Source organism: Amorphoplanes digitatis, from assembly GCF_014205335.1.
GTDB classification, from domain to species: domain Bacteria; phylum Actinomycetota; class Actinomycetes; order Mycobacteriales; family Micromonosporaceae; genus Actinoplanes; species Actinoplanes digitatus.
The window spans coordinates 502164-514076 of the sequence record NZ_JACHNH010000001.1 but is presented as its reverse complement, the minus strand read 5'-3'; the positions used below and the strand labels follow the sequence as shown (position 1 = coordinate 514076).

General features: G+C 71.2%; 13 protein-coding genes. 9 read left to right on the top strand and 4 right to left on the bottom strand.

What is annotated here, in order from left to right; translation table 11 throughout:
• Window positions 1-100: 100 nt before the first annotated feature.
• The 5 genes from BJ971_RS02415 to BJ971_RS02395 all read left to right on the top strand — a co-directional run bounded on the left by BJ971_RS02415 (window position 101) and on the right by BJ971_RS02395 (window position 4517).
• Window positions 101-856, top strand: coding sequence for an SDR family oxidoreductase (locus tag BJ971_RS02415; RefSeq protein ID WP_184989324.1), 756 nt, complete (start codon window positions 101-103; stop codon window positions 854-856).
• Window positions 857-929: 73 nt separating this feature from the next.
• Window positions 930-1706, top strand: a complete 777-nt coding sequence (locus tag BJ971_RS02410) for an SDR family oxidoreductase (protein WP_184989321.1) — start codon at window positions 930-932, stop codon at window positions 1704-1706.
• Entirely contained in the window at window positions 1703-2710 is a 1008-nt protein-coding gene (locus BJ971_RS02405) for a phosphotransferase family protein (RefSeq protein WP_184989316.1), read from the top strand. The genes BJ971_RS02410 and BJ971_RS02405 overlap by 4 nt, the downstream gene beginning before the upstream one ends.
• Window positions 2710-3915, top strand: coding sequence for an acyl-CoA dehydrogenase family protein (locus tag BJ971_RS02400; protein ID WP_184989314.1), 1206 nt, complete (start codon window positions 2710-2712; stop codon window positions 3913-3915). Before BJ971_RS02405 ends, BJ971_RS02400 begins: the two co-directional genes overlap by 1 nt.
• Window positions 3915-4517, top strand: coding sequence for a TetR/AcrR family transcriptional regulator (locus tag BJ971_RS02395; RefSeq protein WP_184989309.1), 603 nt, complete (start codon window positions 3915-3917; stop codon window positions 4515-4517). The genes BJ971_RS02400 and BJ971_RS02395 overlap by 1 nt, the downstream gene beginning before the upstream one ends.
• 75 nt (window positions 4518-4592) lie before the next feature.
• Here BJ971_RS02395 and BJ971_RS02390 read toward each other — a convergent pair whose 3' ends face one another.
• Genes BJ971_RS02390 through BJ971_RS02380 form a run of 3 tightly spaced genes read right to left on the bottom strand, consistent with a single transcriptional unit; the run spans window position 4593 to window position 7719 of the window.
• A complete protein-coding gene (locus BJ971_RS02390; protein ID WP_184989306.1) occupies window positions 4593-5666 on the bottom strand; it encodes an alcohol dehydrogenase catalytic domain-containing protein in 1074 nt (357 codons plus the stop codon).
• 8 nt (window positions 5667-5674) lie between these two features.
• Window positions 5675-7075, bottom strand: coding sequence for an aldehyde dehydrogenase family protein (locus BJ971_RS02385; protein WP_184989303.1), 1401 nt, complete (start codon window positions 7073-7075; stop codon window positions 5675-5677).
• Entirely contained in the window at window positions 7072-7719 is a 648-nt protein-coding gene (locus BJ971_RS02380; RefSeq protein ID WP_184989300.1) for a TetR/AcrR family transcriptional regulator, read from the bottom strand. The genes BJ971_RS02385 and BJ971_RS02380 overlap by 4 nt, the downstream gene beginning before the upstream one ends.
• A gap of 54 nt (window positions 7720-7773) precedes the next feature.
• Here BJ971_RS02380 and BJ971_RS02375 point away from each other — a divergent pair, with 54 nt between their 5' ends.
• Window positions 7774-8946: an acyl-CoA dehydrogenase family protein gene (locus tag BJ971_RS02375; RefSeq protein WP_184989297.1), complete on the top strand. Its 1173-nt coding sequence runs from the start codon at window positions 7774-7776 to the stop codon at window positions 8944-8946.
• Window positions 8943-10496 (top strand): long-chain-fatty-acid--CoA ligase, encoded by a 1554-nt coding sequence (locus BJ971_RS02370; protein WP_184989294.1) that lies wholly within the window; start codon window positions 8943-8945, stop codon window positions 10494-10496. Before BJ971_RS02375 ends, BJ971_RS02370 begins: the two co-directional genes overlap by 4 nt.
• Here BJ971_RS02370 and BJ971_RS02365 read toward each other — a convergent pair.
• On the bottom strand, window positions 10452-10898 hold the full coding sequence (locus tag BJ971_RS02365) for a (deoxy)nucleoside triphosphate pyrophosphohydrolase (RefSeq protein ID WP_184989291.1): 447 nt from the start codon (window positions 10896-10898) through the stop codon (window positions 10452-10454). The two genes, BJ971_RS02370 and BJ971_RS02365, sit on opposite strands and share 45 nt — an antisense overlap.
• 182 nt (window positions 10899-11080) lie before the next feature.
• Here BJ971_RS02365 and BJ971_RS02360 point away from each other — a divergent pair, with 182 nt between their 5' ends.
• A complete protein-coding gene (locus BJ971_RS02360) occupies window positions 11081-11392 on the top strand; it encodes a pterin dehydratase (RefSeq protein ID WP_184989288.1) in 312 nt (103 codons plus the stop codon).
• A gap of 10 nt (window positions 11393-11402) precedes the next feature.
• Window positions 11403-11765 (top strand): PH domain-containing protein, encoded by a 363-nt coding sequence (locus BJ971_RS02355; RefSeq protein ID WP_184989286.1) that lies wholly within the window; start codon window positions 11403-11405, stop codon window positions 11763-11765.
• The last annotated feature ends 148 nt before the right edge of the window (window positions 11766-11913 follow it).

The following is an 11913-nucleotide window of genomic DNA, read 5'->3' as shown; positions in this document are numbered from 1 at the left end:
GACTCGCCGTCAACAGATGCAGGGTTGGCGGCGAGGGCGGCTACCCGTCAGTATTTCGCGCTGCAAGCGCAAGTTCATATTCTTTGGGGGTCTTGACCGGATGTCGAAGCTTTCGGGTGCTGTGGCGATCGTGACCGGGGCGAGCCGAGGAATCGGGTTCGCCATCGCGCAACGCTTCGTCGCCGAGGGTGCCAGGGTCTGCATCACCGGACGCGACGCCGGCGCCCTCGAGACCGCGGTCAAGGACCTCGGCGGGCCCGCCGTTGCCATCGGCGTCGCCGGCAAGGGCGACGACGCCGAACACCGGGCCGCCGTGATCGACACGGTGCTCGGCACGTTCGGCCCGGTCACCACGCTGATCAACAACATCGGCATCAACCCGGCGTACGGGCCGCTCGGCACGCTCGAGCTGGGCGCCGCACGCAAGATGTTCGACGTCAACGTGCTCGGCACCCTGGGCTGGGTGCAGGAGGCGCTGCGCGGCGGCCTGTCCGAGACGGGCGGCTCGATCGTGAACATCTCGTCGATCTCCGGCGTGCGGCCCGCGCCGGGCATCGGGTTCTACGGCGTCACCAAGGCCGCGCTGATCCACCTGACCGAGGAGCTGGCCGTCGAGCTGGCGCCGACGGTGCGGGTCAACGCCGTCGCGCCGGCGGTCGTCAAGACCCGCTTCGCCGCCGCCCTCTACGAGGGCCGGGAGGAGAAGGTCGCGGCGACCTATCCGCTGGGCCGGCTCGGTGCCCCCGAGGACGTGGCCGGCGCGGTCGCGTTCCTCTGCTCGCCGGACGCCGCCTGGATCACCGGCCAGACGATCGTCATCGACGGCGGCATCACTTTGACGGGAGCGGGCGCATGAGCGAGCTTGCGAGCGAATCATCGACTCAGTGCCGAGCTCTTGGCATCGCTGGAGCGCCAGCGGAGGCGATGTCATGAGCCCGCGGCGGGTGGTTGTCACCGGGGCCGGCGGCGGCATCGGCGCGGCGCTGGCCCGCCGGTTCGCCGCCGCCGGCGCACGGGTGATCGTCAACGACCTCGACCCGGCGGCGGCTCAGGCCGTTGCCGCCGAGATCGGGGGCCTTGCGGTACCGGGCGACGCCGGCGACGAGGCGGACGTGCGCCGGCTCGCCGACGCCGCCTGGGAGGAGCTCGGCGGCTGCGACCTGTTCTGCGCCAACGCCGGCATGCTGTCGCCGGGCTCGGCCGACGCGGGCGACGCCGACTGGGAGCGTGCCTGGCGGGTCAACGTCATGTCCCACGTGTACGTGGCCCGCGCGATGCTGCCCCGCTGGCTGGAGAACGGCGGCGGGCGCCTGCTGCTCACCGTCTCCGCGGCCGGGCTGCTGACCCTGCTCGGCAGCGCGCCGTACTCGGTCACCAAGCACGCGGCGCTGGGGTTCGCGGAGTGGCTGCGCGCGACGTACGCCCACCGCGGCATCACCGTGCAGGCGCTCTGCCCGCAGGGCGTGCGCACCGACATGCTGACCGGCGGCCGGGACAGCGCCAGCAAGGCCCAGCTCGCCGCGACCGCCATGGAGCCCGCCGAGGTGGCGGCCGTGGTGGCCAAGGCGCTGGAGGGCGACAGCTTCCTGGTCCTGCCGCACCCCGAGGTGGCCGAGTACTACCTGCGCCGGGCGACCGACCCGGACCGCTGGCTCGGCGGAATGAACAAGATCCAGCGCCACTTCGAATCGGAGGCGATGGCATGAGCGGGCCACGCGGGCTCGACCTCGAGCGGCTGCGGGCACACCTCGGCTCCGGCGAACTCGCCGCGACCATGTTCGCCGGCGGCAGGTCCAACCTCACCTACGCGGTAAGCGACGGCACCGAGCGCTGGGTGCTGCGCCGTCCGCCGCTGGGCCACGTCCTGCCGACCGCGCACGACATGTCCCGCGAGCACAAGGTTCTCGACGCGCTCTCCGCGGCCGGGTTCCCGGCGCCGCGGCCGGTGCTGATCTGCACCGACCCGGACGTCATCGGCGCGCCCTTCTACCTGATGGAGTACGTCGACGGCACCATCTACCGCGACGTCGAGGCGCTCGAGGCGCTGGGCGCCGCCGCGATGCGCGAGCTGACCCTCTCCCTGGTGGACACCCTGGCCGACCTGCACGCCCTCGACCCGGCCGAGATCGGGCTCGCCGACTTCGGCCGCCCGGAGGGCTTCAACGAGCGCCAGGTCCGCCGCTGGAAGAAGCAGCTCGACGCGTCCCGCAGCCGCGAGGTGCCGGGCGTCGAGGAGCTGCACGCCCGGCTGGCGGTGCGGATCCCGGACGGCGCGGGCGCGGTGGTGCACGGCGACTTCCGGCTCGACAACGTGCTGATCGGCCCGGGGCTGGAGATCAGGGCGGTGCTGGACTGGGAGATGTCGACGCTGGGCGACCCGCTCAGCGACCTCGCCCTGATGCTCGTCTACGCCGGGCGCCCGCTGCTGACCAAGGACGGCGAGCCGCGCACGCCGATCTCCGTACCGGGGCATCCGAGCCTCGAGGAGATGTCCGAGCGCTACGCCAAGCGCTCCGGCCGCGACGTCTCCGACCTGCACTGGTACGTGGCCTTCGCGGCATTCAAGCTGGCCGTCATCCTCGAGGGCGTGCACTACCGGTACGTTCAGGGCCAGACCGTCGGAGCGGGGTTCGACACGGTCGGCGCGATGGTCGCGCCGCTGGTGGCACAGGGACACGAGTCGCTCGACGCAGCGCTGGAGGGAAACTGATGGACTTCGCGTTCGACGAGAGGACCGAGGACTACCGCAAGCGGCTCCTCGCCTTCATGGACGAGTACGTCTACCCCGCCGAGGCCACGTTCGACGAGGGCTACGCCGACGACTGGTCGCCGCCGCGGGTCATCAGCCTGCTGCAAGCGCAGGCGAAGCTCAACGGCCTGTGGAACCTCTTCCTGCCCGGCGAGCACGGCGCCGGCCTGACCAACCTCCAGTACGCGCCCCTTGCCGAGCTCACCGGCCGCAGCCCGGCGATCGCACCGCCCGCGCTGAACTGCGCCGCTCCGGACACCGGCAACATGGAGGTGCTGGCCCAGTTCGGCAGCCCCGAGCAGCGGGAGCGCTGGCTGCAGCCCCTGTTGGACGGCACCATACGGTCGGCGTTCGCGATGACCGAGCCGCAGGTGGCCTCGTCCGACGCGACGAACATCGGCACCCGGATCGCCCGCGACGGCGACGACTACGTGATCAACGGCCGCAAGTTCTACATCTCCGGCGCAATGAACCCGAACTGCAAGATCTTCATCGTGATGGGCAAGACCGATCCGGACGCCGCACGGCACGTGCAGCAGAGCATGATCCTGGTGCCCCGCGACACCCCGGGCCTGACCGTCAAGCGCGGCATGACGGTCTTCGGCTACGACGACGGCGACCACGGCGGCCACGCGGAGATGATCTTCGAGAACGTCCGGGTGCCGGCCACGAACCTGATCGGCGAGGAGGGCTCCGGCTTCGCCATCTCGCAGGCCCGCCTGGGTCCGGGCCGGATCCACCACTGCATGCGCCTGATCGGCATGGCGGAACGGGCACTCGAGCTGATGTGCCGGCGTTCGCTGACCCGCACGACGTTCGGCAAGTCGCTGTCCGAGCAGGGCGTTGTCCAGGACTGGATCGCGGAGTCGCGGGTCCGCATCGAGCAGGCCCGCCTGCTGGTGCTCAAGGCCGCCTGGCTGATGGACACCGTCGGCAACAAGGGCGCGCACACCGAGATCCAGGCCATTAAGATCATCGTTCCGGCCACCACCGAGTGGATCGTCGACAAAGCGATCCAGGCGCACGGCGCCGCTGGCGTCGGCCAGGACACCCCGCTGGCCCGCCTCTGGTCGCAGGCCCGCACGCTGCGGCTGGCGGACGGCCCGGACGAGGTACACAAGCGCTCGCTGGCACACCGCGAGCTCAACCGCTATCGGAGCACCTGATGCCGGCCACCTCCCCACGCCCCGCGCAGCGCATCGACGGCCGCACGGCCCGCTCGGAGCGCACCCGCAACGCCATCGTCGAGGCACACGTCGCCCTGATCCTCGGCGGTGACCTGCGGCCGACCGCGGACCGCATCGCCAAGCAGGCCGGCGTCTCGCTGCGCGCGCTGTGGAGCCACTTCGCCGACATGGAGGCGCTCTTCACCGCCAGCGGCGAACGGATACTGGAGCAGCGCGACGAGGCGCACGAGCCGATACCGACGGACCTGCCGCTGAAGGCGCGGGTCGATGCCTACTGCCATCAGCGGGCGCGCCTGCTGGAGCAGGTGGCGCCCGCGGCCAAGGCCTCGTCGCTGAAGGAGCCCTTCTCCCCCGCGTTGCAGAGCTACCGCCGCAGCCACGTCGAGCGCGTCCGCGCGGAGCTCAGTGAGCTCTTCGCCCGCGAGATCGGCGACGACGAGACCCTGCTCGCGGCGCTCACGGCGGTGAGCATGTGGCCGACCTGGGGCACCCTGCGCGACGCCATGGGCATGGAACCCGAGGCCGCCCGGGCGGTGCTGACCTGCACGGTCACCGCCCTGCTGAACGCGCCGCGTAGCTGAACCGCGACGTGCCGTGACGGCGGGGACCAGCCGGTCTCCACGCCGGGCGCGGGCGCCCGTCATGGAAACCGACGCCTAGAAGATCACCACCGAGCGGGCGCCCTCGCCGCGGGACATGCGGTCGAAGGCCGCCGGCACGTCGGCCAGGGTGATGCGGTCCGTGATCAGGTGGTCCAGGTGGAGCGCGCCGGAGAGCACGTCCTGTGCCAGCTCCGGCACCTCGCGGTCCGGGTCCGCCGAGCCGTACACCGACGCGCGCAGCGTGCGGGCGCTGTTGAAGATGTCCAGCGCGCTCAGCTCCACCATGTCGTCCGCGCCGCCCATGCCGACGACCGTCACCTGGCCGCCCCGGCGGGTCGTACGCCAGGCCGCCCGGATCGTCGCCGCGCGCCCCACGCACTCGAACGCGTGGTCCGCGCCGAGCCGGGACGTGAGCGCCCGGACGTCCTTCGACAGGTTCTCCGAGGAGACCACGAAGTCCGTCGCGCCCGCCGCCTCCGCCAGCGCCTTCTTCGCCGTGGACACGTCGACCGCGATGACCGTCGCGGCCCCGGCCGCGCGGGCCGCCGCGACCACCGACAGGCCGACCCCGCCGAGGCCGATCACCACGACGGACGAGCCCGCCGACACCCGCGCGGTGTTGCGCACCGCGCCGGTGCCGGTCAGGACCGCGCAGCCAAGCAGCGCCGCGCTCTCCCAGGCCAGCTCGTCCGGTACGGCGATGACGGCCTTCTCCGGCACCACGACCTGCTCGGCGAACGCGCCCAGCCCGAGCGTCACGTGCACCGGGTCGCCGTCGAGGGTGATGCCGTTCTCCAGCGCCGCGACGTTCGCCGCCGCGCACAGCCACGGCTCGTCGTGCGTGCAGAACCAGCAGGCCCGGCAGGGCGGCGCCCAGTTCAGCGCCACGTGCGTGCCGGTACGTACCCGGGTAACCCCCGCGCCGGCCTCGACCACCTCGCCGGCCGCCTCGTGGCCCAGCACCAGCGGGTGCGGCGGGCTCAGCGTGCCGTTGATCATGGACAGGTCCGAGTGACAGACCCCGGCCGCCTTGATCCGGACCCGGACCTGGCCGGGCCCGACCTCGGGCAGGCGCAGCTCCTCGATCGTCGGCGCCGCGCCGTTGTCCCGAACCACCAGGCCTCGCATGTATGGGGTCACCGCTGAATCGCCTTCGTCTGCTGGAATTCGGCGAGGCCGTACGGCCCCAGTTCCCGGCCGAGGCCGGACTGCTTGTAGCCGCCGAACGGCGCGGCCGGGTTGAACGAGCCGCCGTTGACGTCGACCCCGCCCGTGCGCATCCGCCGGGCCACCGCCATCGCCCGGTCCTCGGTGCCCCAGACGCCGCCGGCCAGGCCGTACCGCGAGTTGTTGGCGATCTCCACCGCGTGGTCGTCGGTGTCGAACGGCATGATCGACAGCACCGGGCCGAAGATCTCCTCCTGCGCCAGTTCGCTGGCCGGGTCGACGTCCGCGAAGACGGTCGGCGCGACGAAGTGGCCCCGGTCCGGTACCGCGGCGTCGCCGGCCACCTGCCGGGCGCCGGCCCGGGCGATGAAGCCGCGGACCCGGTCGCGCTGTGCCGCCGACACCAGCGGGCCGAGCCGGGTGGCCTCGTCGAACGGGTCACCCATGGCATAGGCCGCGGCGGCAGCGGCGGCGATCTCGACGGCCGCCGGGTAGAGGCTGCGATGCACCAGCATGCGGGTCCACGCCGTGCAGGTCTGCCCGGAGTTCAGCAGGGCGTTGCCCACGCCGACCTTGACCGCCCTGGTCAGGTCGGCGTCCTCGAGGATCACGTTTGCGGACTTGCCGCCCAGCTCCAGCGACACCCGGGCGATCCGGTCGGCCGCGGCGTGGCTGATCGCCCGGCCGGTCGCCGTCGAGCCGGTGAACGACACCATGTCGACGTCCGGGTGCCCGGCGATCGCGGCGCCGACCACCGGCCCGGTCCCGGTCACCAGGTTGAGCACGCCCGGCGGGAGCCCGGCCTCGTCCGCGGCATCGAACAGCAGGTACGCCACCAGCGGCGTCAGCTCGCTCGGCTTGAGCACCACGGTGCAGCCGGCGGCCAGCGCGGCGGCCACCTTGGCGACGACCTGGTGCAGCGGGTAGTTCCAGGGCGTGATCGCCCCGACCACACCCACCGGCTCGTGCACGACGAGCGAGTTGCCGATCGTCTCCTCGCGTACCGGCTCGGCCGCCAGGTCGGCGTACCCCCGGAGGACCGCGAGCGGGAGTCCCGCCTGGACCGCCTTCGCGATCTTGAGCGGCGCGCCCAGCTCGAGCCCGACGGTGCGCGCGATGTCGCCCGCCCGGGCGGCGAGCGACTCGTGCAGCTTGCCGAGCACCGCGCCGCGCTCGGCCATCGAGGTCTCCGCCCAGCCGGGGAACGCCCGGCGGGCGGCCGCGACGGCCCGGTCCACGTCCTCGGCGCCGCCGGCGGGCACGTGGCCCAGGATCTCCTCGGTGGCCGGGTTCTCGACCGGGATCGTGTCCGCGGACGTCGGCGACGCCCAGGCCCCGCCGACGTAGATCTTGTCGCGCGAGAGGCTCATGTCAGGCTCCCTTTCAGCGAATCCAGGCCGGCCTTCTTCACTTCCAGGCCGGCGAGCACGGTTTCCAGGCCGAGGGCGAACGCACCCTCGTCGACGCTCTGCCGGCGCTCGGCCAGCAGGTGTGCGTTGCGCAGGTGCGGGTAGCGCTCCTGATACAGCTCGGGATCCTCGTCGAAGCCTAGGGCGAACGAGCCGAGCGCCGCACCCGTCACGAGATAACGCATCAGGGCGCCGATGTGTGTGGCGCGGCCGGGCGGCCAGCCGGCCGCGATCAGTCCGCCGTAGACGGTGTCGGCCATGGCCAGCGCCGCGGGCCGGCGGCCGGGGCCGTGGGCGAGGACCGGGACGATGTTCGGGTGCGCGGAGAGCACGGCGTGGTAGGAGTGCGCCCAGAGCCGCAGCGCCTCGCTCCAGTGCTCGTCGAGGAAGTAGGAGACGTCGACCTGGGCGACGACCGCGTCGGCGACGGCGTCCAGGATCTCGGCCTTCGTCGCGAAGTGGTTGTAGAGCGAGGGCCCGGCGACGCCCAGCTCGGTGGCGAGCCGCCGGACCGAGACCGCGTCGAGCCCCTCGGCGTCGACCAGGGCGCCCGCCACCTCGACGATCCGCTCGCGGGTGAGCAGCGTGTGCCGGGGCCGGGCCATTTAACGCTCCTGAAACTCTGGACGGCGCAAAACTTACACCGCTAGTTTTATCACGTGGACTTTTCACTCAGCGACGAGGAGAGGGCGGTTCGTGACACCGCCCGGACATTCATCACCCGCGAGGTCATGCCCCTCGAGCAGGAGGCGCTGCGACGCGAGCGGGCACACCAGCCCGGGCTCGAGCCCGGCGAGCTGCGCGAGTTGCAGCTTAAGGCGAAGAAGTTCGGCTTCTGGGGCCTGTCGACCCCCGAGCAGTACGGCGGCATGGACCTCCCGGCGGTCCTCCAGTCGCTGATCTGGACCGAGCTCGGCCGCACGTTCGTGCAGTTCAAGTTCGGCGGCGAGGCCGACAACATCCTGTATCACGCCAACGACGAGCAAAAAGCCGAATACCTGGTCCCGACGATCGAGGGCGACCGGATCTCCTGCTTCGCCATCACCGAGCCGGGCGCCGGCTCCGACGCGGCGAACATCAAGCTCAGCGCCCGGCGCGACGGCGACGACTGGATCCTCAACGGGGAGAAGACGTTCATCACGAACGGCAACGACGCCGACTTCGTGATCGTCGTCGCGGTCACCGACCGGGAGAAGGGCGTCCGCGGCGGCGGCACGACCGCGTTCCTGGTCGACCGCGACATGGGCTGGCGCTCCGAGTTCATCCAGACCATGGGCGAGGGCGGCCCGGCCTCGCTGATCTTCGACAACGTGCGGGTGCCCGCCCGCAACATCCTCGGCGAGATCGGCCAGGGCTTCGAGCTGGGCATGAAGTGGATCGGCAAGGGCCGCTACCTGATCCCGTCGGGCGCGCTCGGCATCGCCGAGCGCGCGCTCGGCATGGCGATCGAGTACGCGAACACCCGCGAGACCTTCGGCACCACGATCAGCACCAACCAGGCGATCCAGTGGATGATCGCCGACTCCGAGGTGGAGCTGGAGGCGGCCCGGTGGCTCATCCTGCGGGCCGCGTGGACCGTCGACCAGGGCGAGGACCCGAGGCACGCGTCCTCGATGGCGAAGCTCTACGGCGCCAACATGGTCAACAACGTCGTCGACCGCGTGATGCAGATCCACGGCGGCATGGGCTACACCCGTGAGCTGCCGATCGAGCGCTGGTACCGCCAGGTCCGGCTGATGCGCATCTACGAGGGCACCGACGAGATGCAGCGACTGATCATCTCCCGCGACCTGCTTCGCGGCTACACCAAGATAGGTGGGCACCTGGCATGACCATGTTGTCGCTGGCCGCGATCCTGGCCGAGGGCGCTCGGCGGTACCCGGAGAAGGTCGCGGTCGTCGACCGCGACGACCGGATCACCTACCGGGAGCTCTGGCAGCAGTCCCTGGCCTACGCCGCGGGCCTGCGGGAGTCCGGCGTCGGGCCGGGCGACACCGTCGCCATCCTGGTACCCAACGTCGCCGACTTCCCGCGCGCCTACTTCGGGGCGCTCGCGGTCGGTGCGCGGCTCGTCCCGGTCCATCTGCTGCTCACCGCGGACGAGATGGCGTACGTGCTGCGCGACAGCGGCACCGACGTGCTCGTCGCGCACGCCAGTCAGCTATCGACGGCGGCCGCCGCCGCGGAGCTGGCCGGCGTCCGGCTGGTGAGCGTCGGCGTGCCGGCCGGCACGCCCGGCGCGCCGCCACGGCTGGAGGAGGCCGCGGCCGCGGTCGCCCCGCTGCCGACCTACGTGAGCCGGGAGGCCGAGGACGTCGCGGTGGTCTTCTACACCAGCGGTACGACGGGCGAGCCGAAGGGCGCCCTGCTGACCCACCTCAACCTGGTCATGAACGCGACCGTGAACATCTTCGACGCCAACGACGCGCGCGAGGACGACGTGGTCCTCGGCTGCCTGCCGCTGTTCCACACGTACGGACAGACCGTCGGCATGAACGGCACGTTCCGGCTGGGCGGAACCCTCGTGCTGCTGGCCCGCTTCACCGGCGAGGCGGCGATCGAGCTGATGGTCCGCGAGCGGGTGACCGTCTTCCACGGCGTACCGACGATGTACATCGGCCTGCTCGAGGCGGCCGCGAAAGCGGACAAACTGCCCGAACTGCGGCTCTGCGTGTCGGGCGGGGCGTCACTGCCGGTCGCCGTGCTCGAGCGGTTCAGCGAGCTGTTCCGCTCGACGGTCTTCGAGGGCTACGGCCTGTCCGAGACGTCACCGACGGCGACCACCAATCAGCCCGCCTTCGGCACCCGCGCGGGCTCGATCGGGCACCCGATCTGGGGCGTCGAGGTGGAGATCGCCCGGGCGGAGGTCGACGAGCGCATCGAGCTGCTGCCGGTGGGCGAGCTCGGCGAGATCGTGATCCGCGGCCACAACGTCTTCGCGGGCTATCTGAACCGGCCCGAGGAGACCGCGGCGGCGGTGGTCGACGGCTGGTTCCGCAGCGGCGACCTGGGCGTCAAGGACGCCGAGGGCTTCATCACGATCGTCGACCGCAAGAAGGACCTGGTCATCCGGGGCGGCTTCAACGTCTACCCGCGCGAGGTGGAGGAGGCCCTGGCCCGGCACCCGGCCGTGGTGCAGGTCGCCGTGATCGGGGTGCCCGACGAGGTGCACGGCGAGGAGATCTGCGCCGTGGTCGTCGCCGGCCCCGGCGGCGTCGCCGAGCAGGAGCTCATCGACTGGTCGAAGGAGCGGCTGGGCCGGCACAAGTACCCGCGCCAGGTCCGGTTCGTCGACGCCCTGCCGATGGGACCCAGCTTCAAGGTCCTCAAGCGGGAGCTACGCAAGACCTTCGGGTCCGAGGGCGGCGAGCAGCCGGGGTAGCTCCGCAACGATCGGTTTGTCCGCCGGCAGCCACGGGACGCTGTCCAGCTCGCCGGCGGTCAGCCAGCGCATCGCCGAGTGTTCGAGGGCGCGCGGCCGGTCGCCGTTCAGCAGCGTCACCGCGTAGACGCGCAGGACGGCGCGGCCGTGCGCCAGCGGCACGTCCGGACCCACCCGGGCGTCCACCCGCACCCGCACGCCGAGCTCCTCGGCGCACTCGCGGGCCAGCGCCTGCGCGTCGGTCTCCCCGGGCTCGACCTTGCCGCCCGGGAACTCCCAGCGTCCGGCGGCCTCCGGTGGTGCGGAGCGCTCACAGGCGAGCACCCGCCCATCGATCACGATCACTGCCGCGACGATCACTCTGGGTGATGTCCGGCCGCTGACGTGGTGTTCGTGACGCATGAGCCAAGAGCGTGCCACAAAACTTGGCCGATCAGGTTGCCCGAGCCGTCCCGATCGTCACGAGAACACGGATATGTGGGCGTGGACATAGTTGACGGGGAAGGCAAGACTGTTTGGCACCGACCATGACGACACGGCGACAGTTTGGCCACAAGCCGGCAACGACGCCAGGGAGGTGGGCCATGCGGGGCAGGAAAACACGCGGCATCCGCTCCGACTACTTGAGCGACGCCCTCGCGGTGCTCGGCGGCTGGACCCGGGACGGCGTCCAGTTGAAGCGCGTCCTCGCCTGCGACGACAGCCAGCATGCCGCATTGACCGAACGGATCAAGGTGGCGGCCGACACACTGCGCCTGCGCCCCAGCATCCGGCGCATGGACGGTCACACGCAGATCCTGCTCGGCGCCCCGGACGGTGTGGCCATCACCGACGGTGAGGTCACGCTCGCGGCTCGAATCGAGGATGCGTACCGCACGGTGGTCGGACCCCAGTAGCCTTTCGGGCATGACGGCACCCATTTACGACAGCAAGGGCCAGCTCGATCAGATCGCGAGCGGTCTGCTCGAGGGTGAGCAGATCATCGCCGTGTACGACGCGGTCGGCGCCGGCACCGGCTTCCTCGGGCTCACCACCCGCCGCGTGATCATCCAGGACCGATCCTTCATCGGGAAGCGCGTCGCGATCACGAGCATCCCGTACTCCAAGGTGAGCAGCGTCAGCGTCGTCAGCAACAAGAGCTGGGCGGGTCAGTTCTTCTCGACCGGCACCATCGCGGTCACGGTCGGCACACACAGCTACGAGGTCGAGTTCCGTGGCACGGAGAAGACCCAGCACGCGCACAACGTGATCCTGCACTACATCTCGTAAATCGCCTCGCCGCCCTTCCGGCCCGCACGCCCGCTTTGCCCCGGGCTGCGGGCCGCAGCTTTTGGCGCGATGAACAAAAGTCCAAGCTGGACGGACGAAAGTATGGACAGCCGCGTCGTAAGTTACTAACGTTTGCACACTGTTACAT

Excerpts from the sequence above, each read along its gene's own strand:
- BJ971_RS02415 (WP_184989324.1), top strand. The coding sequence starts at position 101 with ATGTCGAAGCTTTCGGGTGCTGTGGCGATCGTGACCGGGGCGAGCCGA.
- BJ971_RS02410 (WP_184989321.1), top strand. The coding sequence starts at position 930 with ATGAGCCCGCGGCGGGTGGTTGTCACCGGGGCCGGCGGCGGCATCGGC.
- BJ971_RS02405 (WP_184989316.1), top strand. The coding sequence starts at position 1,703 with ATGAGCGGGCCACGCGGGCTCGACCTCGAGCGGCTGCGGGCACACCTC.
- BJ971_RS02400 (WP_184989314.1), top strand. The coding sequence starts at position 2,710 with ATGGACTTCGCGTTCGACGAGAGGACCGAGGACTACCGCAAGCGGCTC.
- BJ971_RS02395 (WP_184989309.1), top strand. The coding sequence starts at position 3,915 with ATGCCGGCCACCTCCCCACGCCCCGCGCAGCGCATCGACGGCCGCACG.
- BJ971_RS02390 (WP_184989306.1), bottom strand. The coding sequence starts at position 5,666 with ATGCGAGGCCTGGTGGTTCGGGACAACGGCGCGGCGCCGACGATCGAG.
- BJ971_RS02385 (WP_184989303.1), bottom strand. The coding sequence starts at position 7,075 with ATGAGCCTCTCGCGCGACAAGATCTACGTCGGCGGGGCCTGGGCGTCG.
- BJ971_RS02380 (WP_184989300.1), bottom strand. The coding sequence starts at position 7,719 with ATGGCCCGGCCCCGGCACACGCTGCTCACCCGCGAGCGGATCGTCGAG.
- BJ971_RS02370 (WP_184989294.1), top strand. The coding sequence starts at position 8,943 with ATGACCATGTTGTCGCTGGCCGCGATCCTGGCCGAGGGCGCTCGGCGG.
- BJ971_RS02365 (WP_184989291.1), bottom strand. The coding sequence starts at position 10,898 with ATGCGTCACGAACACCACGTCAGCGGCCGGACATCACCCAGAGTGATC.
- BJ971_RS02360 (WP_184989288.1), top strand. The coding sequence starts at position 11,081 with ATGCGGGGCAGGAAAACACGCGGCATCCGCTCCGACTACTTGAGCGAC.
- BJ971_RS02355 (WP_184989286.1), top strand. The coding sequence starts at position 11,403 with ATGACGGCACCCATTTACGACAGCAAGGGCCAGCTCGATCAGATCGCG.